The 25,180-nt window shown below is 68.9% G+C and carries 17 protein-coding genes; 12 read left to right on the top strand and 5 right to left on the bottom strand.

Going from position 1 to position 25,180, the window contains the following annotated elements; genetic code table 11:
- Positions 1-166 precede the first annotated feature (166 nt).
- The 9 genes from H7F53_RS13805 to H7F53_RS13765 all read left to right on the top strand — a co-directional run bounded on the left by H7F53_RS13805 (position 167) and on the right by H7F53_RS13765 (position 16,293).
- A complete protein-coding gene (locus tag H7F53_RS13805; protein WP_185680089.1) occupies positions 167-625 on the top strand; it encodes a DUF3291 domain-containing protein in 459 nt (152 codons plus the stop codon).
- 159 nt (positions 626-784) lie between these two features.
- Positions 785-1,066 (top strand): GIY-YIG nuclease family protein, encoded by a 282-nt coding sequence (locus H7F53_RS13800; protein ID WP_185680088.1) that lies wholly within the window; start codon positions 785-787, stop codon positions 1,064-1,066.
- A gap of 434 nt (positions 1,067-1,500) precedes the next feature.
- On the top strand, positions 1,501-5,670 hold the full coding sequence (rpoB, locus tag H7F53_RS13795) for a DNA-directed RNA polymerase subunit beta (protein WP_185680087.1): 4,170 nt from the start codon (positions 1,501-1,503) through the stop codon (positions 5,668-5,670).
- 123 nt (positions 5,671-5,793) lie between these two features.
- Positions 5,794-10,071 (top strand): DNA-directed RNA polymerase subunit beta', encoded by a 4,278-nt coding sequence (rpoC, locus tag H7F53_RS13790; protein ID WP_185680086.1) that lies wholly within the window; start codon positions 5,794-5,796, stop codon positions 10,069-10,071.
- A gap of 279 nt (positions 10,072-10,350) precedes the next feature.
- Entirely contained in the window at positions 10,351-11,805 is a 1,455-nt protein-coding gene (locus H7F53_RS13785) for a M20/M25/M40 family metallo-hydrolase (protein WP_185680085.1), read from the top strand.
- Positions 11,806-12,057: 252 nt separating this feature from the next.
- Positions 12,058-13,713 (top strand): NAD+ synthase, encoded by a 1,656-nt coding sequence (locus H7F53_RS13780; protein ID WP_185680084.1) that lies wholly within the window; start codon positions 12,058-12,060, stop codon positions 13,711-13,713.
- A gap of 138 nt (positions 13,714-13,851) precedes the next feature.
- Positions 13,852-15,177: a glutamate--tRNA ligase gene (gene gltX, locus H7F53_RS13775; RefSeq protein ID WP_185680083.1), complete on the top strand. Its 1,326-nt coding sequence runs from the start codon at positions 13,852-13,854 to the stop codon at positions 15,175-15,177.
- On the top strand, positions 15,174-15,671 hold the full coding sequence (locus H7F53_RS13770; protein WP_185680082.1) for a GNAT family N-acetyltransferase: 498 nt from the start codon (positions 15,174-15,176) through the stop codon (positions 15,669-15,671). Before gltX ends, H7F53_RS13770 begins: the two co-directional genes overlap by 4 nt.
- A 76-nt stretch (positions 15,672-15,747) precedes the next feature.
- Positions 15,748-16,293, top strand: a complete 546-nt coding sequence (locus tag H7F53_RS13765; protein WP_185680081.1) for a GlcG/HbpS family heme-binding protein — start codon at positions 15,748-15,750, stop codon at positions 16,291-16,293.
- A 275-nt stretch (positions 16,294-16,568) separates the two neighbouring features.
- Here the strand turns inward: H7F53_RS13765 and ung are convergent, their stop codons facing one another.
- Entirely contained in the window at positions 16,569-17,249 is a 681-nt protein-coding gene (ung, locus tag H7F53_RS13760; protein WP_185680080.1) for a uracil-DNA glycosylase, read from the bottom strand.
- 64 nt (positions 17,250-17,313) lie between these two features.
- Between ung and H7F53_RS13755 the strand changes: the two genes are divergently transcribed.
- The 3 genes from H7F53_RS13755 (at position 17,314) to H7F53_RS13745 (ending at position 19,241) form a co-directional block, all read left to right on the top strand.
- Complete coding sequence (locus H7F53_RS13755; protein ID WP_185680079.1) at positions 17,314-17,931, top strand: ribonuclease D; 618 nt, start codon at positions 17,314-17,316, stop codon at positions 17,929-17,931.
- Positions 17,932-17,958: 27 nt separating this feature from the next.
- Positions 17,959-18,600 (top strand): LPS export ABC transporter periplasmic protein LptC, encoded by a 642-nt coding sequence (locus H7F53_RS13750; RefSeq protein ID WP_185680078.1) that lies wholly within the window; start codon positions 17,959-17,961, stop codon positions 18,598-18,600.
- Positions 18,601-18,689: 89 nt separating this feature from the next.
- Positions 18,690-19,241, top strand: a complete 552-nt coding sequence (locus H7F53_RS13745) for an LptA/OstA family protein (protein WP_185680077.1) — start codon at positions 18,690-18,692, stop codon at positions 19,239-19,241.
- A gap of 204 nt (positions 19,242-19,445) precedes the next feature.
- On the opposite strand, the gene H7F53_RS13740 is transcribed toward H7F53_RS13745, so the two are convergent.
- The 4 genes from H7F53_RS13740 to H7F53_RS13725 all read right to left on the bottom strand — a co-directional run.
- A complete protein-coding gene (locus H7F53_RS13740) occupies positions 19,446-21,326 on the bottom strand; it encodes an AMP-binding protein (protein WP_185680076.1) in 1,881 nt (626 codons plus the stop codon).
- A 64-nt stretch (positions 21,327-21,390) separates the two neighbouring features.
- Positions 21,391-21,909, bottom strand: coding sequence for a GNAT family N-acetyltransferase (locus tag H7F53_RS13735; RefSeq protein ID WP_185680075.1), 519 nt, complete (start codon positions 21,907-21,909; stop codon positions 21,391-21,393).
- Between the two features lie 162 nt (positions 21,910-22,071).
- Positions 22,072-23,835, bottom strand: coding sequence for an MFS transporter (locus H7F53_RS13730; RefSeq protein ID WP_185680074.1), 1,764 nt, complete (start codon positions 23,833-23,835; stop codon positions 22,072-22,074).
- 22 nt (positions 23,836-23,857) lie between these two features.
- Positions 23,858-25,180: hypothetical protein (locus H7F53_RS13725; RefSeq protein ID WP_185680073.1), on the bottom strand; the 1,323-nt coding region annotated here is incomplete at its 5' end.

Genomic DNA, 25,180 nt, shown 5'->3' with positions numbered 1-25,180 from the left:
TCAATATACCGAGTCGGGCATATCGTCAATCAATAATATCGAAAAACGATACGAAGGACGGTCAGGCTCACCTGCCCCCCTCCCCACCCCCCTTGCCCGACCCGCCGGGCTGCGGGCATGATCGGGGCGGGTCGACACCCCTGCGGGACGAGGAGGACGGACCACGATGACCGACGCAACAGGCTGGCACCTTGCCCAGATCAACATCGCCCGGCTGGTCGCGCCCGAGGGCGATCCGCGCGTCGCCCCGTTCTTCGCGGCCCTCGCCCGGATCAACGCCCTGGCCGACCGTTCGCCCGGCTTCGTCTGGCGGCTGCAGACCGAGGAGGGCAACGCCACCGCGATCCAGCCGGCGCCCGATCCGCTGCTGCTGGTCAACATCTCGGTCTGGACCGACCCGGATTCGCTCCACGCCTATGTCTACCAGAGCGCCCACGCGCCCGAGATGGCCCGCCGGCGCGAATACTTCGAACGGTTCGACGGCGCCTACCATGCGCTGTGGTGGGTCCCGGCCGGACACCGCCCACCGATCGAGGAGGGGCTCGCCAAGCTGTGGGTGCTCGACCGCTATGGCCCGAGCGCAAAGGCCTTTCACTTCAAGACGCGATTTCCGGCGCCGGAGTGAGGGGATGGGCCCGCGGGGCCTGGGTTGGCGCGTGGGCTTCGACAAGCTCAGCCTGAGCGGGTGTGGGTGTGGGTGCCCGAACGGAACCTCCACCCCATCACCAAACCCCGCTCAGCCTGAGCTTGTCGAAGGCCACGCGCCGACGCTAGACAAGAACGCGTGGCCTTCTACGCCTATCTCCTGCGCTGCAACGACGGCAGCTACTACGTGGGCCACACCGACGATTTGGAAAGGCGGATGGCGCAGCACGCCACGGGTGCGCTGGGCGGCTATACGGCCAAACGCCTGCCCGTGACCCTGTTGTGGTCCGACACCTTCCAGACCCGCGATGACGCATTCGCCGCCGAGCGCAGGCTCAAGGGCTGGAGCAGGGCGAAAAAGCAGGCGCTGGTGGAGGGAGACTGGGCGCGGGTGTCCGAGCTGGCGCGATGTCGCGGCTGAGTTTCGGGCAGGCGCTGGCGCGTGGGCTTCGACAGGCTCAGCCTGAGCGGGTGTAGGTGCGGGCTTGAGTGTGGGTGTGCGGCAATGCAGCCCCATCGCCAGACCCCGCTCAGCCTGAGCTTGTCGAAGGCCGCGCGCCCTGCCCGCCCACCCCCGATCCACCCCCCAAATCCTTGACTTCGCGCACCCTTCGCCTATATGCGCCGCTCGCCCAACGCTTCGAGCAAGGCGGCCCATGCGCGGGGGCCGACCCAGGAAGGAAGCGGAAAACCGGGCTTTCATGCGTGATGCGAACCGGTTCGGACAGCCGATCCCGTGAGGGATGGGGCGCGTCCGACCGATTCGCGTCGGCATGGTCACCGCCGCGCGTGACACGATTTTTCGCCGGGCGGACCCTTCCCCCGGCACCGAGCGAAGAGGCGAGATACTCCTCCATGGCAACCAAGGCCCAGACCCCCAGCTCCAGCGCCGCGCGCGTGTCGGGGAAGAAGCGCATCCGCAAGATCTTCGGCGACATCCACGAAGTGGTGCAGATGCCGAACCTGATCGAGGTGCAGCGCGAGTCCTACGAGCAGTTCCTGCGGTCGGACCCGGCCACCGGCTATGTCTCGGGTCTGGAGAAGACCCTGCGCTCGGTCTTCCCGATCCGCGACTTTGCCGGCACCAGCGAGCTGGACTTCGTGCATTACGAGCTGGAAGCGCCGAAGTACGACGTGACCGAGTGCCGCCAGCGCGGGATCACCTATGCCGCTCCGATGAAGGTGACGCTGCGCCTGATCGTGTTCGAGGTGGACGCCGAGACCGAGACCCGCTCGGTGCTCGATATCAAGGAGCAGGACGTCTACATGGGCGACATGCCGCTGATGACGGAGAACGGCACGTTCTTCATCAACGGCACCGAGCGCGTGATCGTCAGCCAGATGCACCGTTCGCCCGGCGTGCTGTTCGACCATGACCGCGGCAAGACCCACTCCAGCGGCAAGTACCTGTTCGCCGCCCGCGTGATCCCCTACCGCGGCTCGTGGCTGGACTTCGAGTTCGACGCCAAGGACATCGTCAACGTCCGCATCGACCGCAAGCGCAAGCTGCCGGTCACCGCGCTGCTCCACGCGCTGGGCCTCAACGACGAGGACATCCTCAACCACTTCTACGAGACCGTCTCGTGGAACCGCGGTGAAGGCGGGTGGCGCGTGCCGTTCCAGGTCGAGCAGTGGCGCGGCGCCAAGCCGGCCTTCGACATCGTCGACGCCAAGTCGGGCGAGGTCGTGTTCCCGGCCGGCACCAAGATCAGCCCGCGCGCCGCGAACAAGGCGCAGAAGGACGGTCTGGTCGAGCTGCTGATCCCGACCGAGGAGATCTTCGGCCGCTATTCGGCGCACGACCTGATCAACGAGGCGACCGGCCGGATCTACATCGAGGCCGGTGACGAGGTCACCCCCGAGAACCTCGACGCGCTCGACAAGGCCGGGATCGACCGGATCGAGCTGCTCGACATCGACCACATCAACACCGGTCCGTGGATCCGCAACACCCTGAAGGCCGACAAGGCCCCGGATCGCGACCACGCGCTGGCCGACATCTACCGCGTCATGCGCCCCGGCGAGCCGCCGACGCGCGAGACCGCCGAGGCCCTGTTCGACGGCCTGTTCTTCGACGCCGACCGCTACGACCTTTCGGCCGTGGGCCGCGTGAAGCTGAACATGCGCCTCGGCCTCGACGCCGAGGACACGATCACCACGCTGCGCACCGAGGACATCCTGGCCGTGGTCAAGGAGCTGGTGAGCCTGAAGGACGGCAAGGGCGAGGTCGACGACATCGACAACCTCGGCAACCGCCGCGTCCGTTCGGTGGGTGAGCTGCTGGAGAACCAGTACCGCGTCGGCCTGCTCCGCATGGAGCGCGCGGTGAAGGAGCGGATGAGCTCGGTCGACGTGTCGACGGTCATGCCGAACGACCTGATCAACGCCAAGCCGGCCGTGGCCGCGGTGCGCGAGTTCTTCGGCTCGTCGCAGCTCAGCCAGTTCATGGACCAGACCAACCCGCTCTCGGAAGTCACCCACAAGCGCCGCGTCTCGGCGCTCGGGCCGGGCGGTCTGACCCGCGAGCGCGCCGGCTTCGAGGTGCGCGACGTGCACCCGACCCACTACGGCCGGATCTGCCCGATCGAGACGCCCGAAGGCCCGAACATCGGCCTGATCAACTCGCTGAGCACCTTCGCCCGGGTCAACAAGTACGGCTTCATCGAGACGCCCTACCGCAAGATCATCGACGGCAAGGTCACCAACGAGGTGGTCTACCTCTCCGCGATGGAGGAGCAGAAGCACACCGTCGCCCAGGCCTCGGCCGAACTCAACGCGGACGGCTCGTTCGTGGAAGAGCTGGTCTCGGCGCGTGAGGGCGGCGAGTTCGTCATGGCCCCGCGCGAGCAGGTCACCCTGATGGACGTCAGCCCCAAGCAGCTGGTCTCGGTCGCCGCCTCGCTCATTCCGTTCCTGGAGAACGACGACGCCAACCGCGCGCTGATGGGCTCGAACATGCAGCGCCAGGCCGTGCCGCTGGTCAAGGCCGAGGCGCCCTTCGTCGGCACCGGCATGGAAGCGACCGTGGCGCGCGATTCGGGCGCGGCGATCGCCGCGCTGCGCTCGGGCGTGGTCGACCAGGTCGACGCCACCCGCATCGTGATCCGCGCCGCGGGCGAGATCGAGGCCGGCAAGTCCGGCGTCGATATCTACCGCCTGCAGAAGTTCGAACGCTCGAACCAGTCGACCTGCATCAACCAGCGTCCGCTGGTGAAGGTGGGCGATCTGATCGAGGCCGGCGAGATCATCGCTGACGGTCCCTCGACCGAGCTGGGCGAGCTGGCCCTGGGCCGCAACGTGCTGGTCGCGTTCATGCCCTGGAACGGCTACAACTACGAAGACTCGATCCTGATCTCCGAGCGGATCGTGAAGGACGACGTCTTCACCTCGATCCACATCGAGGAGTTCGAGGTCATGGCCCGCGACACCAAGCTCGGGCCCGAGGACATCACCCGCGACATCCCCAACGTCGGCGAGGAAGCGCTGCGCAACCTCGACGAGGCGGGCATCGTCTACATCGGCGCCGAAGTGCACCCCGGCGACATCCTGGTCGGCAAGATCACCCCCAAGGGTGAATCGCCGATGACCCCGGAAGAGAAGCTGCTGCGCGCGATCTTCGGCGAAAAGGCCAGCGACGTGCGCGACACCTCGCTGCGCCTGCCCCCGGGTGTCTCGGGCACGATCGTCGACGTGCGCGTGTTCAACCGCCACGGCATCGAGATCGACGACCGTACCCGCGCGATCCAGAACGAGGAGATCGAACGCCTCGCCAAGGACCGCGAGGACGAGCGCGCGATCCTCAACCGCGCCACCTTCAACCGCCTGCGCGAGATGCTGCTCGGCCAGGTCGCCGCGGCGGCGCCGAAGGGCGTGAAGAAGGGCGTGGAGATCACCGACGAGGTGCTCGCCGAGGCCGAGCGCTACGAGTGGTGGAAGTTCGCCGTCGCGGACGACGCCGCGCAGGGGCAGATCGAGGCGCTCAAGGGCCAGTACGACGATGCCGTGAAGGCGATCCAGGAGAAGTTCGAGGATCGCAAGGAGAAGCTCGAGCGCGGCGACGAGCTGGCGCCGGGCGTGCTCAAGATGGTCAAGGTCTTCGTCGCGGTGAAGCGCAAGCTGCAGCCGGGCGACAAGATGGCCGGCCGTCACGGCAACAAGGGCATCATCAGCCGCATCCTGCCGCAGGAGGACATGCCCTTCCTGGAAGACGGCACCCCGGTCGACTTCGTGCTCAACCCGCTGGGCGTGCCCAGCCGCATGAACGTCGGGCAGATCTTCGAAACCCACCTCGGCTGGGCCGCGCGCGGTCTGGGCAAGCGGGTCGGTGCGGCGCTGGATGCCTGGCGCGAGGCCAACCCGAACCCCGTGGCCGGCCAGGCGCCGGAAGCGGTCCGCGAGCTGCTGGTCGAGATCTACGGCGACAACTATTCCGCCGAGATCCAGGGCCGTACGCCCGAGCAGGTCGTCGACCTGGCGGAGAACGTCCGCGGCGGCGTGCCGATGGGCACCCCGGTGTTCGACGGCGCGGTGGAAGCCGACGTCTCGGCCATGCTGCGGCTCGCCGGGCTCGATGAATCGGGCCAGGTGACGCTCTATGACGGGCGCACCGGCGAGGCCTTCGACCGCAAGGTGACCGTGGGCTACAAGTACGTGCTCAAGCTGCACCACCTGGTCGACGACAAGATCCACGCGCGTTCGATCGGGCCTTACAGCCTCGTCACCCAGCAGCCGCTGGGCGGCAAGGCGCAGTTCGGCGGCCAGCGCTTCGGCGAAATGGAGGTCTGGGCGCTCCAGGCCTACGGCGCCGCCTATACGCTGCAGGAGATGCTCACGGTGAAGTCGGACGACGTGGTCGGCCGCACCAAGGTCTACGAGGCGATCGTCAAGGGTGACGATACCTTCGAGGCCGGGATCCCGGAGAGCTTCAACGTGCTCGTCAAGGAAATGCGCAGCCTCGGCCTCAACGTCGAACTGTCCTCGCTCGACGAGGACGACGACAGCGGGCTGGCCGAAGCCGCGGAGTGAGCCGATCTCCCCTCCCGCGTGCGGGAGGGGCCGGGGGAGGGCCTGTAAGGGCAAGCACCTCCCCAGACTGAACATGCCCTCCCCTAACCCCTCCCGCCTGCGGGAGGGGAACTGGAGCGAAATATGAACGACCTGACCAAGTTCACCAACCAGATGGCGAAGCCCGAAACCTTCGACCAGATCCAGATCGGCATCGCCAGCCCCGAGCGCATCCGCTCGTGGTCGTTCGGCGAGATCAAGAAGCCCGAGACGATCAACTACCGGACCTTCAAGCCCGAGCGCGACGGCCTGTTCTGCGCCCGCATCTTCGGCCCGGTGAAGGACTACGAGTGCCTGTGCGGCAAGTACAAGCGCATGAAGTACAAGGGCGTGGTCTGCGAGAAGTGCGGTGTCGAAGTCACCGTCACCAAGGTCCGCCGCGAGCGCATGGGCCACATCGAGCTGGCCGCCCCGGTCGCGCACATCTGGTTCCTGAAGAGCCTGCCCTCGCGCATCGGCCTGCTGCTCGACATGCAGCTCAAGCAGCTTGAGCGCATCCTCTACTTCGAGAGCTACGTGGTCACCGAGCCGGGCCTGACCCCGCTCGAGAAGTACCAGCTGCTCACCGAGGACGAGCTTTACGAGTACCAGGACGAGTACGGCGAGGACGCCTTCACCGCCGGGATCGGCGCCGAGGCGGTCAAGCACATGCTGATGAGCCTCGACCTCGTGCAGGAGCGCGAGGACCTGCTCAAGGAGCTGGCCGAGACCAAGTCCGAGCTGAAGCCGAAGAAGATCATCAAGCGCCTCAAGGTGGTCGAATCGTTCATCGATTCGGGCAACCGTCCGGAGTGGATGATCCTCGAGGTCGTGCCGGTCATCCCGCCCGAGCTGCGTCCGCTGGTCCCGCTCGACGGTGGCCGCTTCGCCACCTCGGACCTCAACGACCTGTACCGCCGCGTGATCAACCGCAACAACCGCCTCAAGCGGCTGATCGAGCTGCGCGCGCCCGACATCATCGTGCGCAACGAAAAGCGCATGCTGCAGGAAGCGGTCGACGCGCTGTTCGACAACGGCCGCCGCGGCCGCGTCATCACCGGCGCCAACAAGCGTCCGCTCAAGTCGCTGTCCGACATGCTCAAGGGCAAGCAGGGCCGCTTCCGCCAGAACCTGCTCGGCAAGCGCGTCGACTATTCGGGCCGTTCGGTGATCGTGACCGGTCCCGAGCTCAAGCTGCACCAGTGCGGCCTGCCCAAGAAGATGGCGCTCGAGCTGTTCAAGCCGTTCATCTACGCCCGGCTCGACGCCAAGGGTCTGTCGATGACCCTGAAGCAGGCCAAGAAGTGGGTCGAGAAGGAGCGCAAGGAGGTCTGGGACATCCTGGACGAGGTGATCCGCGAGCACCCCGTGCTGCTCAACCGCGCCCCCACCCTGCACCGCCTCGGCATCCAGGCCTTCGAGCCCGTGCTGATCGAGGGCAAGGCGATCCAGCTGCACCCGCTCGTCTGCTCGGCCTTCAACGCCGACTTCGACGGTGACCAGATGGCCGTCCACGTGCCGCTCAGCCTCGAAGCCCAGCTCGAAGCGCGCGTGCTGATGATGTCGACCAACAACATCCTCAGCCCCGCCAACGGCAAGCCCATCATCGTGCCCTCGCAGGACATGGTGCTGGGGCTCTACTACCTGTCGATGGACCGCAAGGGCGAGCCCGGCGAGGGCATGATCATGTCCGACATGGCCGAGGTGCACCAGGCGCTCGAGGCCGGTGCGGTCACCATGCACTCGAAGATCACGGCGCGCGTGCCGCAGACCGACGAGAACGGCGTGACCTACATCAAGCGGTTCGAGACGACCCCGGGCCGCATGCTGATCGGCGAGTGCCTGCCGAAGAGCGCCAAGGTGCCCTTCGAGGTGGTCAACCGGCTCCTCACCAAGAAGGAGATCGGCGACGTCATCGACCAGGTCTACCGTCACACCGGCCAGAAGGACACGGTGCTGTTCGCCGACGCGATCATGGCGCTGGGCTTCCGTCACGCGTTCAAGGCCGGCATCTCGTTCGGCAAGGACGACATGATCATCCCCGACAGCAAGGATGAGCTGGTCGAGCAGACCAAGGCGCTGGTGGCCGACTACGAGCAGCAGTACCAGGACGGCCTGATCACCCAGCAGGAGAAGTACAACAAGGTGATCGACGCCTGGAGCCGCTGCGGCGACCAGGTGGCCGCCGCCATGATGGACGAGATCCGCGCCACCCCGGTGGACGAGCATGGCCGCGAGAAGCCGGTCAACTCGATCTACATGATGAGCCATTCGGGCGCGCGTGGTTCGCCGACCCAGATGAAGCAGCTGGCGGGCATGCGCGGCCTGATGGCCAAGCCTTCGGGCGAGATCATCGAGACGCCGATCATCTCGAACTTCAAGGAGGGCCTGACCGTCCTTGAATACTTCAACTCGACCCACGGCGCCCGCAAGGGTCTGGCCGACACCGCGCTCAAGACGGCGAACTCGGGCTACCTGACCCGCCGTCTGGTCGACGTGTCGCAGGACTGCGTGGTGGTGATCCAGGACTGCGGGACCGAACGGGCGCTGGAAATGCGCGCGATCGTCCAGGGCGGTTCGACCATCGCCTCGCTCGGCGAGCGCATCCTCGGCCGCACCCTGGCCGAGGACATCGTCGACAAGACCGGCGCCGTGCTGGTGGCCAAGGGCACCCTGCTCGACGAGCCGGCCGTGGCCAAGATCGAGGCCGCCGGCGTCCAGGGCGCGCGGATCCGCTCGCCGCTGATCTGCGAGGCCGAACAGGGCGTCTGCGCGACCTGCTACGGGCGTGACCTGGCCCGCGGCACCCCGGTCAACATCGGCGAGGCGGTCGGCGTGATCGCGGCCCAGTCGATCGGCGAGCCGGGCACCCAGCTGACCATGCGCACCTTCCACATCGGCGGTGCGGCGCAGGTCAACGAGCAGTCGCACCTCGAGGCGATCTGCGACGGTACCGTGCAGTATCGCGACATCCCGACGATCACGGACAAGCGCGGCCGCCGGCTGTCGCTGGCCCGCAACGGCGAGATCGTGGTGCTCGACAGCGAGGGCCGCGAGCGCGCGATGCACCGCGTGCCCTACGGCACCCACCTGCTGCACGAGAACGGCGCGATCATCAGCCAGGGCGATCGCCTGGCCGAATGGGACCCCTTCACCACCCCGATCATCACCGAGAAGTCGGGCGTCGTGAAGTACCAGGACCTGATCGACGGCCGGACCATGACCGAGCTGACCGACGAGGCGACCGGCATCGCGCAGCGCGTGGTGACCGAGAACCGCGCCGGTGGCCGCGCCAAGAAGGAAGACCTGCGTCCGCGCCTGACTCTGCTCGACGAGCAGTCGGGCGAGGCCGCGCGCTACCTGATGGCGCCGGGCACCACGCTGTCGGTCGAGGATGGCCAGGCGGTCGAGGCCGGTGACGTGCTGGCGCGTGCCAGCCGCGAAGCTGCCAAGACCCGCGACATCACCGGCGGTCTGCCGCGGGTGGCCGAGCTGTTCGAGGCGCGCAAGCCGAAGGACAACGCGATCATCGCCAAGATCTCGGGCCGGATCGAATTCGTCCGCGACTACAAGGCCAAGCGCAAGATCGCGATCATCCCCGAGGAGGGCGATCCGGTGGAATACCTGATCCCCAAGTCGAAGGTGATCGACGTCCAGGAGGGCGACTGGGTCAAGAAGGGCGACAACCTGATCTCGGGCTCGCCCGATCCGCACGACATCCTCGAGGTCATGGGCGTCGAAGCCCTGGCCGAGTACCTCGTTGCGGAGATCCAGGAGGTCTACCGCCTGCAGGGCGTGAAGATCAACGACAAGCACATCGAGGTGATCGTTCGCCAGATGCTGCAGAAGGTCGAGATCACCGACGGCGGCGACACCGTGCTGCTCGCCGGCGAGCAGGTCGATCGCCAGGAGATGGACGAGTACAACGCCAAGCTCGCCCCCGGCCAGAAGCCGGCCGAGGGCAAGCCGGTGCTGCTCGGCATCACCAAGGCCTCGCTGCAGACGCGCTCGTTCATCTCGGCGGCCTCGTTCCAGGAGACCACCCGCGTGCTCACCCAGGCCGCGGTCGAGGGCAAGCGCGACAGCCTGATCGGGCTCAAGGAGAACGTGATCGTCGGCCGGCTCATCCCGGCCGGCACCGGCGCCGGCATGAACCGCCTGCGCGTGGCGGCGACCAGCCGCGATGCGGCGCTGCGCGCGCAGTACCGCAAGCTGCAGGAAGCGCTGATCGCGCCGGATTCGGCGGCGGAAGAGCACGCGGCCGAACTGGCCCAGGGGCCCGAGGCGGCGATCGGCGACGATCCGCTGGCGGCGGTCGAGGGCGAGACCCACGGCACCGACGCCGATGCCGGCGACTACCTGATCGAGGGCGACGAGGCGTAAGTCTCTCAGTCTGAGTGAGACAGAAGGCCCCGCCGGAGCGATCCGGCGGGGCTTTTCGTTTGGGGGGATGGGGAGTTGAGGCGTGGTTTGGAGGCGGGCAATGTCGACTGTGGCCTTCGACAGGCTCAGGCTGAGCGGGCTTGGGTGAGTTAGGGGATCGTCTTGGGGAGCATTTCTACCACGCCATCTGCCCACCAAGGCAAGCATTCCCCCTTGGCCTGGGCCTCCCCTTGGGGCACCATGCGCGCCACGGCCAAAGGGGCCAGAGGGGCAAACACGATGAAGCGGATTAAGCGGGCATTGGCCGGAACGGCCGGAACGGCCGGAACCCTGGTGCTGGCGGCCAGCCTGGCCGCCCCGGCGCTGGCCCAACCGGCAGCCTCGGCCCCGGCGCTGGCCCCCGACGTCGCCGCCTTCCGCGCGCTGTACCAGGAGATGATCGAGACCGACACCTCGATCACCACCGGCAGCTGCACCCTGCTGGCCTACAAGATCGAGGCGCACCTGCGCGGCGCGGGCTTCGGCGATGCCGAGATCTACCGCTTCGCCGTGCCCGAGGCGCCGAAGGAGGGCGGCATCGTCGTCACCCTGGCGGGCACGTCGAAGACGCTGAAGCCGATGCTGCTGCTGGGCCACCTCGACGTGGTCGTGGCCAAGCGCGAGGACTGGACCCGCGATCCCTACAAGCTGATCGAGGAGAACGGCTACTTCTACGGCCGCGGAACCGCCGACATGAAGGCGATGGACGCGATCTGGGTCGATATGCTCGCCCGCTTCCGCAAGGAGGGCACCAAGCTGCCGCGCACGATCAAGCTGGCGCTGACCTGCGGCGAGGAAACCTCGACCGCGTTCAACGGCGCGCGCTGGCTGACGCAGAACAAGCCCGAGCTGATCGCGGCCGAATTCGCGCTCAACGAGGGCGGCGGCGGCCGCACCGACGGCAAGGGCAGCGTGGTGGTGCAGAACCTCCACGTCGGCGAGAAGGTCGTGGCCAATTTCCGGATCGAGGCGACCAACCCGGGCGGCCACTCGTCGGCCCCGGTCCGCGACAATGCGATTTACGAGCTGTCGGACGCGATGGTGAAGCTGCGCGACTTCGACTTCCCGGTGATGCTCAACGACACCACCCGCACCTTCTTCAGCCAGGCCGGCAAGGCGCGCGGCGGCGAGCTGGGCAAGGCGATGGAGGCGATTGCCGCCAATCCGGGCGACAAGGCGGCCGAGGCGCTGCTCAACACCGACAAGTCGTTCCATTCGATGCTGCGCACCACCTGCGTCGCCACCCTGGTCAGCGCGGGCCATGCCAACAATGCCCTGCCGCAGCGCGCCACCGCCAACGTCAACTGCCGGATCTTCCCGGGCGTAGCCATCGAGGACGTGCGCAAGGAGCTGGAACGGGTGATCGCCGATCCGCGCATGACCGTGGCGCTGGCCGACGACCGCGGCCCTCCGGGCACCCCGCCGCCGCTCGATCCCAAGATCGTCGGCCCGGCGCAGACAATTGCCGCCAAGTACTATCCCAAGGCCCCGCTGGTGCCCTTCATGTCGACCGGCGCGACCGACGGGATCTACCTCTCGGCGATCGGCATCCCTTCCTACGGCCCGCCGGGCGTGATCGGCGATCCCGACGGCAACGGCACCCACGGGCTCAACGAGCGCATCAGCGTCCAGGGCGTCTACACCGCGCGGACCATGCTGACCGAACTGGTCAAGGCCTACGCTACGGGGAAGTAGACCCAGCCGCGCGTCCGTCGACCGCTGAACTCTCGTCGTCCCGGGCTTCACCCGGGACCCGCTTGCGCCCGCTTTCGGCCAGAGCCGAAGCTGGGCCGCGGATCAAGTCCGGGGCGACGATTAGGCTCAACCCGGTTCCGCATGTCCCGGGAGGCCCCGACGGCCCTGCCGCTGTGCCTGGCCAGTGTCTTCCGCCACCCCTGCCCCAGCAAGCCGATTGCCCCCTGCCCATTGCCTTCCTAAGGAAGGCGCATGGTCGATACCCTCAGCATCACGCTTGCCCAGCTCAACCAGGTGGTCGGCGATCTCGCCGGCAACGCCGCCGCCATGCTCGCCGCGCGTGAACGGGCGCGGGGGACCGACCTGATCGTCTTTCCCGAGCTGCACCTGATCGGCTATCCGCCCGAGGACCTGATCCTCAAGCCCGCGCTGATCGAGCGCGCCGCGGCCGAATTGCAGACGCTGGCCGAGGCGACGGCCGACGGCGGCCCGGCCATGCTGGTCGGCTCGGTCTTCGTCCGCGACGGGGCGCTGCACAACGGCGTGGCCCTGCTTGACCAGGGCAAGATCGCCGCGGTGCGCTTCAAGCACGAGCTGCCCAATTACGGCACCTTCGACGAGGTGCGCCTGTTCCAGCCGGGCCCCCTGCCCGAGCCGATCGTGTTCCGCGGGGTGATGATCGGGGTGCCGATCTGCGAGGACATCTGGCAGCCCGACGTGTGCCGCCACCTGGCCGATTTCGGCGCCGAGCTGCTGATCGTGCCCAACGGCAGCCCCTACGAGATCGACAAGGACACGCTGCGCATCGATGGCGTGGCCAAGCTGCGCGCGGTCGATACCAAGCTGCCGCTGGCCTACCTCAACCGCGTCGGCGGGCAGGACGAGCTGGTGTTCGACGGCGCCTCGTTCGTGATCAACGGGGATGGCAGCCTGGCGGTGCAGCTGGCCGACTGGGAGGAGCAGGTGGTCGAGACCCGCTGGACCCGCACCGCGCAGGGCTGGCGCTGCGACCGCGGCGAGGTGGCCAAGCTGGCCGATCACCCCGAAGACATCTACTGCGCGATGGTGCTGGCGCTGCGCGACTATGTTGACCGCAACCGCTTCCCCGGCGTGGTGCTGGGCCTGTCAGGCGGGATCGACAGCGCGATCTGCGCGGCGATCGCGGCCGACGCGCTGGGGCCGGAACGGGTCTGGACGGTCATGCTGCCCAGCCGCTTCACCAGCCGGGAAAGCCTGGATGACGCGACCGTATGCGCCCGGCTGATCGGTTGCCGCCATGACACGATCCCGATCGGACCGGCGGTCGAGGCCTTCACCGGCATGCTCGCCCCGACCTTCGCCGGGCGCGCGCCCGATCTGGCCGAGGAGAACCTGCAGAGCCGCATCCGCGGGGTGACGCTGATGGGCCTGTCCAACAAGTTCGGGCCGATGCTGCTGACCACCGGCAACAAGAGCGAGATGAGCGTCGGCTATGCCACGATCTATGGCGACATGGCGGGTGGCTACAATCCGCTGAAGGACGCCTACAAGACCACGGTTTTTGCCATCTCGCGCTGGCGCAACGCCCACCGCCCGAAGATCGGGCTGGGGCCGGACGGCCCGGTGATGCCCGAGACCATCATCACCAAGCCGCCGACCGCCGAGCTGCGCGAGAACCAGAAGGATTCGGATTCGCTGCCGCCCTACGACGAGCTCGACGCGATCCTGCTCGGCCTGGTCGAGCACGAGAAGAGCGTGGCCCAGCTGGTGAGCGAAGGCTTCGCCCGCGAGACCGTCGCGCGGATCGAACGGTTGCTCAACCTGGCCGAGTACAAGCGCCGCCAGGCCCCCCCGGGGGTGAAGCTCGGCAGCCGCAACTTCGGCCGCGACCGGCGCTATCCGATCACCCATTCCTTCCGGAGCGCTTAGGGGTTCGCGCATAGGTCGCTCGGAGCGCGAAGCCATCGCCGCGCGGTGATCGCCCGGTCGAACGGGTGATCGAGCCGCGGCGCGGACCACTATGCCCGACGCTGGCCATCCGCCCCCCGGCGCGGTAGGGCGCGGAGCATGACCACCGTCACCCGTTTCGCGCCCTCGCCCACCGGGCTGCTGCATGTCGGCAACATCCGCACGGCCCTGCACAACTGGCTGCTCGCCAAGCGCGGCGGCGGGCGGTTCCTGCTGCGGATCGACGATACCGATGCCGAGCGCAGCCGCGAGGACCATGTCACCGCGATCCGCGCCGACCTGGCCTGGCTGGGGCTGGTACCCGACGGCGAGGAACGCCAGTCAGCCCGGTTCGCCCTCTACGAACGCGAGTTCGAGCGGCTGGTCGCGGCCGGGCGGGTCTATCGCTGCTACGAAACCGCCCAGGAGCTGGAGCTGAAGCGCAAGGTCCGGCTGGGGCGCGGGCTGCCGCCGGTCTACGACCGCGCCGCGCTGGAGCTGAGCGAGGCCGACCATGCCGCCAGGGCGGCGGCCGGCGAGGCGCCGCACTGGCGCTTCAAGCTCGACCATGCCGAGACGATCACCTGGGACGACGGCATCCGCGGGCCGCAGCGGTTCGATCCGGCGCAGCTCTCCGACCCGGTGGTGCGCCGCGCCGATGGCTCGTGGCTCTACATGCTGCCTTCGGTGATCGACGATATCGCCATGGGAGTCACCCAGGTGCTGCGCGGCGAGGACCATGTCAGCAACACCGCGGTGCAGGTCCAGATGTTCACCGCGCTCGGCGCCGTGCCGCCGGCCTTCGCGCATGAGGCGCTGCTGGTGGGCAGCGAGGGCAAACTGTCCAAGCGGCTCGGCTCGCTGGGGGTGGCGGAGCTGCGCGCGGCGGGGATCGAGCCCGAGGCGCTGCTGGCCCTGCTTGCCCGGCTCGGCACCTCGCAACCAGTCGAGCCGGTGGCTGACCGCGCGGCGCTGGCGGCCGGGTTCGATCTGGCCACCTTCGGCCGCGCGCCCGCGCGCTTCGACGAGGCCGAGCTGCACCGGCTCAATGCCCAGATCGTCCACCAGCTGCCCTTCGCGCGGGTGGCGCACCTGTTGCCCGCGGGGATGGACGAGGCCGGCTGGGCGGCGATCCGCCCGAACCTGGCGCATATCGGCGAGGCGGCGGACTGGTGGCAGGTGGTGACCGGCCCCGTGGCGCCAGCGGACCTGGGCGACGAGGACCGCGCCTATCTGGCCGAGGCGGCGGCGGTCCTGGCCGGGCTCGACTGGTCGGCCGAAGTCTGGAAGGATCTGACGGGCACGCTCAAGGCGCGCACCGGACGCAAGGGCAAGGCGCTGTTCCTGCCGCTGCGTCTCGCCCTGACCGGGCGCGAGCACGGCCCCGACATGGCCGCGCTGCTGCCGCTGATCGGGCGCGAGGAAGCGGTGCGGCGGTTGGCGTGATCCGCCCGTTCCACCCGGCGGATCACGCGGCCGTGGTCGCGTTGATCGTCGGCATCCAACGCGGCGAGTTCGGCATTGCGATCACCGCGGAGGACCAGCCCGACCTGGCCAATATCCCGGACTTCTACCAGCGCGGGGGTGGCGGGTTCTGGGTGGCGGAGGCGGGCGGCCTGGTGGTCGGCACGATTGCGCTCAAGGACTTCGGCGGCGGCCAGGCGGCGCTGCGCAAGATGTTCGTCGCCCCTGCGGCGCGCGGGCGCGCGGCCGGTACCGCCGCCGCGCTGCTGGCAACCCTGCTTGGCCACGCCCGCGCCCATGGCCTCACCGACATCTATCTCGGCACGATCGAGCGCCTTCACGCCGCGCACCGCTTCTACGCGAAACACGGGTTCGCGCCGATCGCCGCGGAAACGCTCCCGGCGCAGTTTCCCCGCATGGCGGTGGATACCCATTTCTATCACCACGCCCTGCCCGGCCGCAGTGCAGGCAACTGAGGACGCCCGGCGGGCGCGACTTCCCTTGCTCGGGACGCGGGGCTAGGCTGGGGCAAACGAGCCAGGAGACGCGGCGATGAAGACGAGCATGTGGATCAGGCAGGCGATGGTGGCGGTTGTGGCCGCGCTGGCCGCGCCGCTGGCCGCCCAGGCCCCGGCCAGCGGCGGTCCGCCCCCGGTGTTCAACCGGCCGCCGGTCGATCAGGCCAAAAGCACAACCCTGCTGGTCCCGACGCTGAGCGCGGCCGGGGCCCAGCGGATGGTCGATGCCGTGACCGCCGAGGCCGAACGGACCCGCAACGCCGTGACCATCGCGGTGGTGGACCGCGGCGCCAACCTGATCGCGCTCAAGCGCATGGACGGCGCCGATCTCGGCAGCCTGCAAGCGGCGCTGGCCAAGGCCTCGAGCGCGGCCAAGATGCAGATCCCGACCGGCACCTTCCTGGAAAGCGGCACCCCCAACCTGCCGCTCGCCACAGCCTTCATTTCGGCCGGTCTCACGCTACTGGCCGGGGGCGAGCCGATCTTCGTCAAGGGCGCCTTCGTCGGCGCGATCGCGGTGAGCGGAACCGGCGACGATCAGACCTACATCAAGATCGCGCTCGCCGCGCTCGACCGGTAGCGGCGCGGCTAGAGCCTGTCCTGTTTAGGTGGGTGCGCCGGGATTGGGCGGAGCGGGTCGGTGGGGAGGCGCGGCGCGCCGCAGGGGCTGGTTGCCCCTGCAAGCGGCGCAACGCGGCCACCGACCCGCTCCGCCCAACCCCTTGGGGCGGGCCGATTTTGGCCCATTGCAGCGTCCCTCGTCGGTCACTATGCCACGGCATAGCTCCCTCCTCGCTCCTCGCCCTGAGCCAAAATCGGCTCCGTCACGGCGTATCCACCTAAACAGGACAGGCTCTAGACCCGCCAGTCGATCGCCCCGCGCCCCTGCGCCTCCAGAAAGGCGTTGGCCTGGCTGAAGTGGCGGCAGCCGAGAAAGCCGGCATGGGCCGAGAGCGGGCTGGGATGCGGCGCGGTCAGGACCAGGTGATGGCTCTGCGCGAGGCCCGGCACGGCCAGCGCCTTCTTCCTCGCGTGGCTACCCCACAGCAGGAACACGCAGGGCTCGGGCTTGGCCGCGACCGCGGCGACCGCGGCGTCGGTGATCGGCTCCCAGCCCTTGCCGGCATGCGATCCGGCCCGGCCGTCCTCGACCGTCAGCGCATTGTTCAGCAGCAGCACCCCCTGCCGCGCCCAGGCTACCAGATTGCCGTGCGCGGGGCGCGGCAGGCCGAGGTCGCTTTCCAGTTCCTTGTAGATGTTGACCAGGCTGGGCGGGACCTTGACCCCCGGCTGGACCGAGAAGCACAGCCCGTGCGCCTGCCCCGGGCCGTGGTAGGGGTCCTGCCCGAGAATCACCACCTTGACCGCGTCGAGCGGGGTCAGCTCGAGTGCGGCGAGCCGGGTCCCGCGCGGCGGGTAGATGCATTTGCCGGCGGCCTCCTCGGCCTGGAGGAAGCCGCCCAGCTGGCGCGCCTGGGGGGTGGACAGCACCGGCGCCAGCGCATCGCGCCAGGAGGGGGGAACCGACTGCAGCATCGCGGCCTCACATTGCTTTGCGGGGGCTTTCGCTTGCCCGGCATTGCGCCTAAGCACCGGGACCATGGCTGTCCATCTCCACGAAGAAGATCTCCCCGCAGGCGTGCTTGCCCCGGGGCCCATCGCCATCGACACCGAGACCATGGGGCTGATCACCCCGCGCGACCGGCTCTGCGTGGTGCAGATCTCGGACGGCGGGCCGGACGAGCACCTCGTCCGCTTCAAGCCGGGCTCCGACTATGCCGCGCCCAACCTGCGCGCGGTGCTGAGCGATCCCGCGCGGCTCAAGCTTTACCATTTCGCGCGGTTCGACCTGGCCGCGATCGAGCACTACCTGGGCGTCACCGCCGCTCCGGTGTTCTGCACCAAGATCGCCAGCAAGCTGGTGCGCACCTACACCGACCGCCACGGGCTGAAGGAGCTGGTGCGCGAGCTGCTGGGCAAGGAGATCTCCAAGCAGCAGCAGTCGAGCGACTGGGGCGGCCCGGTGCTGAGCGATGCGCAGCAGGACTATGCCGCTTCGGATGTGCGCTATCTCCACGCCATGCACGCGATCTTCGTCGAGCGGCTGGCCCGCGAGGGGCGCACTGAACTGGCCCAGGCCTGCTTCGATTTCCTGCCGATGCGGGCCCGGCTCGACCTTGCCGGCTGGGCCGAAAAGGACATCTTCAGCCACGAGTAGGGGCGCGCGCGCCCCGGACCGAGACCCATGACCGACCAGGCTGACCTGATCCGCAACCGCCGCCGGCTCTTCGCCATGCCGGGTGGCTCGCACGACCGGCTGGTGGGATTCCTTGCGCGGTTCCTCCCCGCCGGGATCGGCGCGGTGGCAGCGGTGATGGTGATTACCCCGCTGTTCCCGCGCGGCGAGGTGAGCTTCCTGCTCGACCGCAACAAGGTGGCGCTCACCTCCGAGCGGTTGCGGGTCGAACAGGCGATGTACCGCGGCGAGGACAAGCGCGGGCGGCCCTTCTCGGTGACCGCCGGCCAGGCCGTCCAGCGCTCGAACAGCCTGCCCGAGGTGGAGATGAACGACCTGTCGGCGCGCATCCTGCTGAGCGACGGCCCGGCCGAGCTCAAGGCCGGTTCGGCGCGCTACGATATCCGCGCCAATACCATGGATGTGGCAGGCCCGATCGATTTCCGCGCTGCCGACGGCTACCGCATGACCACCAGCAATGTGCTGATCGATCTCAAGCGCCAGCAGGTCACCGGCACCGGCGGCGTGGCCGGCGCCGTACCGAGCGGGACCTTCAGCGCCGAGCGGATCGAGGCCGACCTTGACGCGCGGGTCGTGGCGCTCAGGGGCCGGGCGCGGCTGCGCATGCAGGGCACGCCCCCCGCCCGCTAAGCCGCCCTACCGGGCGTCGGCTGCGGAAAAAGCCGTTCCCTGTTTGCCGTGCGATGGTCTAGAAGCCCCCCATGCCTGCTTGTCCGCCCATGTTACCTTGCGCCGCCCCGCGGCTGCATCGCCTGTCGATCGGCCTTGGCCTGGCCCTGTTCGCAGTCCTCGCCACCGGCGCGGGAGAGGCCGGGGCGCAGTCGCTGAGCGGGTTCAACAGCAATGCCCCGGTCGACTATGCGGCGGACAGCATCGTGCTGCAGGACAAGGCGAACCGCGTGGTCCTGGCCGGCAATGTCGACATCACGCAGGGTGACCTCAAGCTGCGCGCGGCGCGCACCACGGTGGCCTATACCGACAACGGCGGGGTCAAGATCCAGCGGATCGATGCCACCGGCGGGGTCACCGTGACCCGCGGCGGCCAGACCGCCCGCGGCGACGTGGCGGTCTATGACTTCAACCGCCGGGTGATCACCATGGCCGGCAACGTCTCGCTCAACCGCGGGACCGACACGCTGAACGGCGGCCGGCTGGTGATCGATCTCAACAGCGGGCTGGCCAGCGTCGACGGGCGGGGCACGGCCAAGGCGGGCAGCGCCGCCCCCGGTGGCCGGGTGAGCGGATCGTTCAGCGTGCCGAAGAAGAACTGAGCGCGGGCTCGGGCTTGGCCCAGCCCGGGATCAGCGGCCGCGCGTGGCCTTCGACAGGCTCAGGCTGAGCGGGTGTTGTGCTGAGCAACATCAGGCTGCGGCCAACCTGTGGCACGGCTTAGGCATGGTTCATGGAAGTCCCATACCCGTGGCTCGCTCAGCCTGAGCCTGTCGAAGGCCACGCGCTGGCGGTCCCCAGAGTGGCTAGACCTTCTCCCCGAGCACCGCTGCCCGCAGCAGGTCAGGCACGGCCGGATCGTCGATCGTCGGCGGGGTCGGGGCCTCCTCGCCGTTGACGATCTTGCGCAGCAGGTTGCGCAGGATCTTGCCCGAGCGGGTCTTGGGCAATTGCGGCACGACGAAAGCGGTCTTGAGCGCCGCCACCGCGCCCAGTTCGCCCCGCACCGCGGCGATGACCCGGGCGGGCAGGGTGGCATCGCCCCCGGCGCCGGCGCGCGGCACGACGAAGGCGATCGGGATCATGCCTTTCAGCGCATCGTCCGCGCCGATCACCGCGCACTCCGCCACCCCGTCCACCGTCGCGACGATCTGCTCCATCTGCCCGGTCGACAGGCGGTGCCCGGCGACATTGATGATGTCATCGGTGCGGCCCATGATGTGGAGGAACCCGTCCGCATCGAAGAACCCGGCGTCCCCGGTCTCGTACCAGCCGGGGAAGGCGGCGAAGTTCTTCGCGAAGCCGGCCGGGTTGTTCCACAAGGTGCGGAAGGCGCCGGGCGGCAGCGGCGCCTTGATCGCCACGGCCCCGCTCTGCCCGGTCGGGAGCGGGTGGCCGCTTTCGTCAAGAATCGCGAATTCGTAGCCCGGCACCGGGAATCCCGCCGAGCCGCGGCGGCGGCGCAGATCGCCCAGCGCCGCGCACGAGGCGACGCCCGGCCAGCCCAGCTCGGTCTGCCACCAGTGGTCGATCACCGGCAGCCCGGTCCTGGCTTCGGCCCAGGCGATGGTCTCGGGATCGGCGCGCTCGCCCGCCAGGAAGATCGCCTGGCAGGGGCCGGTGCCGATCTCGGCCAGGAAGCGGCCCTCGGGATCCTCCTTGCGCACCGCGCGGATCGCGGTGGGGGCGGTGAAGAAGGTCTTGACCCCGTGGCGGACGATGGTGCGCCAGAAGGTGCCCGGATCGGGGGTGCCGACCGGCTTGCCCTCGAACAGCACCGTGGTCGCCCCGACCAGCAGCGGGGCATAGACGATATAGCTGTGGCCCACGACCCAGCCCACGTCCGAGGCGGCCCAGAACACGTCGCCCGCGCCGATCCCGTAGATGTTGGCCATCGACCAGGCGAGCGCCACCGCATGGCCGCCGTGCTCGCGCACCACGCCCTTGGGAGTGCCGGTGGTGCCCGAGGTATAGAGGATATAGAGCGGATCGTCGGCGGCGACCGCCACGGCGGGCGGGACCGGATCGGCAGCCGTCGCGTCTCGCAGGGACTGCCAATCGTGATCGCGCGGACCGCTCAGCTCGGCCGCCAGCCGCTCACGCTGATAGACCACGACATGGTCGACCGCATGGCGGGCCAGGGCCAGCGCCTCGTCGACCAGCGGCTGGTAGGCGATCGTCCGGGCGCCCTCGATCCCGCAGGAGGCGGTGAGCAGGACCTTGGGCGTCGCATCGTCGATCCGCTTGGCCAGCTCGAGCGGGGCGAAGCCGCCGAACACCACCGAATGGACCGCCCCCAGCCGCGCGCAGGCCAGCATGGCGAAGACCGTGGGCGGGATCATTGGCATGTAGAGCACCACCCGGTCGCCCCGCTCCACCCCCAGATGCGCCAGCATGGCGGCGACACGGCCGACCTCGTGCTGCAGCTCGGCATAGGTGGTGCGGGTGACCGTGGCGGTGACCGGGCTGTCGTAGATCAGCGCGAGGGCATCGCCCCGCCCCGCCGCGACATGGCGGTCGACGCAATTGTACGCGGTGTTGAGCCGGCCGCCGGGGAACCAGCCGCGCGCCGGATCGAACGCCGCGGCGGGAGGGCTGCTCCAGTCGATGGCCTGCGCCGCCCCTAGCCAGAACGCCTCCGGCTGCGCGATGCTCGCCTGCCAGGCGCGGGTATAGGCCTCGCTCATCTGCCCTCTCCTGTTCCGGCCGGGCGGGCTCACGGGGCCGCCCGGTTCCGGCAGACCCTGCGCCTCAGCGCAGGGTCTTCGCAAGGACGACCAAAGTCGGATCCCCGTCGAAGGGCTCGGGCACGAAACCCTCGTCGCGCTCGACCGCGATCGCGGCGTGGTTGTCGCGGCTCTCGATCGCGATCACCCGGCGCACCCCGCGGCGCGCGGCCTCATGGGCGAGGTGATCGAGCAGGACACAGCCGATCCCGCGTCCCTTGCGATCGCCCCGGACCGACACCGCGACCTCCGCGGTCTCCAGCGCGTTGTCGCAGGCGAGCAGGGCAGAGGCGACCAGTGCGCCATCCGCCTGGTCGAAGGCGAGATAGCTCTCGGAGCGGAAGTGGTCGGCGTGGATCAGCGGCTCAAGCTGGTCATGGCTGACATGGGCGGCAGCGGCGAAGAAGCGGAAGCGGCGGTCCTCGGCGCTGACCGCGTCGAAGAAGGCGGCCAGCGCCGGCTCGTCAGCCGTGGTCGCGGGACGGACGGTCAGGACCAGCCCGGTGCGGGTGGTCAGCTTGGTGAGGGTGGCGAGAGCGGTCATCGCAGGTCTCCGTTGGATCGATGACTTCGCACTTGCAGCACGGACCGGCACCTGGCCTTGATCGAGCGCAAGATGCGCGGATTTCAGGCCCAGAAAAGCCCGCTCTCCGCGAGGAGAGAGGGCGAAGGGGGCGGTGCCGAACCACACCGCCCCCTGGCTCATTTACCCGTCGATCGAGCGCCGCGCGGTCTCGGGCAGGAACACCAGCCCGATCACCAGCGTCGCCGCGGCCACGATGACCGGGTACCAGAAGCCGTGATAGATGTTGCCGTTGGCCGCCACCATGGCGAAGCCGATCGCCGGCAGCAGCCCGCCCAGCCAGCCGTTGCCGATATGATAGGGCAGCGACATCGACGAGTAGCGGATGCGGCTGGGGAACAGCTCCACCAGCATGGCCGCGATCGGGCCGTAGACCATGGTCACCAGCAGCACGAGGTACCACAGGATCGCGATCACCAGCGGCCTGTTGATCTGCGCCGGATCGGCCTTGGTCGGGTAGCCGACCTTGGCGAGCTCACCCACGACGGCCTCCTTGGCCGCGACCGCGGGCTTGCCGCCCTCGGCCGGCCTGGCCTTGACCGCCGGCGCGCCGATGACCCGGGCGGTGAAGGCGGCGATGGCCTGCTTCTTCTCGTCACCCGTGACCTTGGCCGGATCCGGCGCCACCACGGTGGTCGCACCGATCGTGATCGCGGCGATGGTCCCTGCCGGGGCGGCGACGTTCTCGTAGTTGATCCCCGCCTTGGCCAGCGCGTTCTTGACGATGTCGCAGCTGGTCGTGTCGAACCTGTTGGCGCCCACCGGGTCGAACTGTGACGAGCATTCGGCCGGATCGGCGGTGACCGTGACCGGAGCCGTCGCCAGGGCCTGGGCCAGCGCGGGGTTGGCCGCGTCGGTCAGGGCATGGAACGCCGGGAACAGCGTGACCGCGGCCAGCGCGCAGCCGGCCATGATGATCGGCTTGCGCCCGATCCGGTCCGACAGCGCGCCGAACACCAGGAAGAACGGGGTCCCGAGCAGCAGGGCGATGATCGTCAGGCTGTTGGCGGTGAGGCCATCGACCTTGAGCATCTTCTCGAGGAAGTACATCGCATAGAGCTGGCCGGTGTACCAGACCACGGCCTGCCCGGCGATCGCGCCGAAGAAGGCGATCAGCACGATCTTGAGGTTCTTCCACTCGCCGAAGGCCTCGGTCAGCGGGGCCTTGGAATTGGTTCCCTCGGCCTTCATCTTCTGGAACACCGGGCTTTCGTGCAGCTTCAGCCGCAGCCACAGCCCGATCGCCAGGAACAGGCCCGAGATCAGGTAGGGAATCCGCCAGCCCCAGTCCTTGAACGCCTCTTCGCCCACGCCGGTCACCGGCGAGCGCACGGTGATGACGATCAGCAGCGCCATGGCCAGTCCGGCCGTGGCGGTGATCTGGATCCAGCTGGTGTAGAACCCGCGCTTCCCGTTCGGGGCATGTTCGGCCACGTAGGTCGCCGCGCCGCCATACTCGCCGCCCAGCGCCAGCCCCTGGCACATGCGCAGCGCCACCAGCATGATCGGCGCGGCGACGCCGGCGGTCTCGTAGGTGGGCAGGCAGCCGACCAGGAAGGTGGAGAGGCCCATCACCAGCAGGGTGATGATGAAGGTGTAGCGCCGCCCGAAGGTGTCGCCGATCTTGCCGAACACCAGCGCGCCGAAGGGCCGGACGATGAAGCCCGCGGCGAAGACCAGCAGGGCCATGATGAACGAGGTGGTCGGGTTCAGCCCCGTCAGGAACTTGGCCGCGATAATCGCGGTGAGCAGGCCGTAGAGGTAGAAGTCGTACCATTCGAACACCGTGCCGAGCGAGGACGCGGTGATGATCAGCTTCTCGCTGTGCGTGGCCTGGTGGTGCCGCGGCAGGGCGGAGACGTCGTCGGGTATCTCCAGTCTTGGCATGGAACCTCTCCTCGTTATGTCCCTAGAAGCTGTACTTGGCGGCAAACTCGACCCGGTCGACCCGGCCGGTCGCCGTGCCTCCCGGCGTTGTCGCATTGATCACGGTTCGCGCCCCATGGCGATACTCGAGACCCAGATCGATCATCGGCAGCGGCGAATAGAACAGGTTGGCGGCGGCGCTGTAGGCCTGCTTGTTGAGGCCGCCGAGCTGGGCGCGGGTCAGGCCGGGGGCATAGTGCACCGCCTGGTAGCTGCCCATCAGGTTGAACCGCAGCTGCGGCGCGAGCGCGACGTGGGCCGAGACCAGCGCGGCGAAGACGTCCACCGGCCGCAGGCTGTTGCTGGCCGGATCATAGACCGCGTCGGGTGCGAAGTTGAGCCCGACATAGCGGCCGATGTTCTGGCCATAGGCGGCGATGAAACGCAGGTCGCTGGTCTGGGCGGCGTTGAGGAACAGCTTGCCGCCAAGGCTGGCGCCAAGCCCGGTGGCGGTCACGCCGCGCCCGACCGCGCCAGTATTGGCAGTGTTGTTGACCAGCGCGGTGCCGGTGCTCTCGCCGCGGACCTGGCGCACCAGCCCGGCCAGCGAGAGCTCGCCGCGGTGTCCGGTGTAGACCAGCCGGGCGGTCAGGTCGGGCCAGTGGTCGGTGCCGCTTTCCATGATGGCCGCCGTCCCGGCCATGGCCAGCGCGCTTTCCGGGTTCTCGACCCCGAGATGCAGGGTCACCTGGCGCGACAGCGGGGCGGAATAGCGGATCAACGGCTCACGGACGAAGACCGTGCCCTCGGCCCCGCCGACATAGTCGGTGCTTTCCGGCAGGGCCCCGGTGTACTGGAAGGTGGTCCAGTCCTGGCCGAAGGTGAAGCGGTCGACCGTCAGCGTCCCGCGCCGCAGCGCCAGGGTATAGCCGTTGGTGGTGCGCTGCGAGCCACCGCCGACGACGCTGGCCGAGGGGCTGGGCGTGGTCTGGAAATCGGTCTCGAGATAGCCCTTCACCGAGTGGCCGGCGACCGCCGAGGCGAAGCTGAGCCACAGTCGGGTCTGCTTGGCGGTGAAGTCCTCCGAGCTGAAGGGCTGCCCGCCCGGCGTGGTCGGGATGACCTGCGGCAGGTAGAAATCGCGGCCGAGCGTGTTGCTCGGCACCGAGCCCCGGTCGAACCGGCTGAACGCCGCGATCAGCTTGAGGTAGCCGCCCAGCCGGATCGTCGTGGCGCCGTTGCGGAAGCCCTCGGGCACGGGGTGGGCGGCGAGGGTCGCCACGCTGCCGCGCGCCTCGGCGGCGGCGCTCGCGGCGGCCTGGGCCTGGCTGGCCGCGGCCTCGGCGCGGGCCGAGGCGGTCCCGGC

It is taken from the genome of Novosphingobium piscinae, from assembly GCF_014230355.1.
GTDB lineage: Bacteria > Pseudomonadota > Alphaproteobacteria > Sphingomonadales > Sphingomonadaceae > Novosphingobium > Novosphingobium piscinae.
This window is presented reverse-complemented; position numbering and strand designations above follow the sequence as displayed.

Coding starts and splice junctions, on each gene's coding strand:
- H7F53_RS13745 (WP_185680077.1), top strand. CDS start 18,690: ATGTTACCTTGCGCCGCCCCGCGGCTGCATCGCCTGTCGATCGGCCTT.
- H7F53_RS13780 (WP_185680084.1), top strand. CDS start 12,058: ATGGTCGATACCCTCAGCATCACGCTTGCCCAGCTCAACCAGGTGGTC.
- H7F53_RS13740 (WP_185680076.1), bottom strand. CDS start 21,326: ATGAGCGAGGCCTATACCCGCGCCTGGCAGGCGAGCATCGCGCAGCCG.
- gltX (WP_185680083.1), top strand. CDS start 13,852: ATGACCACCGTCACCCGTTTCGCGCCCTCGCCCACCGGGCTGCTGCAT.
- H7F53_RS13785 (WP_185680085.1), top strand. CDS start 10,351: ATGAAGCGGATTAAGCGGGCATTGGCCGGAACGGCCGGAACGGCCGGA.
- rpoB (WP_185680087.1), top strand. CDS start 1,501: ATGGCAACCAAGGCCCAGACCCCCAGCTCCAGCGCCGCGCGCGTGTCG.
- rpoC (WP_185680086.1), top strand. CDS start 5,794: ATGAACGACCTGACCAAGTTCACCAACCAGATGGCGAAGCCCGAAACC.
- H7F53_RS13765 (WP_185680081.1), top strand. CDS start 15,748: ATGAAGACGAGCATGTGGATCAGGCAGGCGATGGTGGCGGTTGTGGCC.
- H7F53_RS13755 (WP_185680079.1), top strand. CDS start 17,314: ATGGCTGTCCATCTCCACGAAGAAGATCTCCCCGCAGGCGTGCTTGCC.
- H7F53_RS13750 (WP_185680078.1), top strand. CDS start 17,959: ATGACCGACCAGGCTGACCTGATCCGCAACCGCCGCCGGCTCTTCGCC.
- H7F53_RS13735 (WP_185680075.1), bottom strand. CDS start 21,909: ATGACCGCTCTCGCCACCCTCACCAAGCTGACCACCCGCACCGGGCTG.
- H7F53_RS13805 (WP_185680089.1), top strand. CDS start 167: ATGACCGACGCAACAGGCTGGCACCTTGCCCAGATCAACATCGCCCGG.
- H7F53_RS13730 (WP_185680074.1), bottom strand. CDS start 23,835: ATGCCAAGACTGGAGATACCCGACGACGTCTCCGCCCTGCCGCGGCAC.
- ung (WP_185680080.1), bottom strand. CDS start 17,249: ATGCTGCAGTCGGTTCCCCCCTCCTGGCGCGATGCGCTGGCGCCGGTG.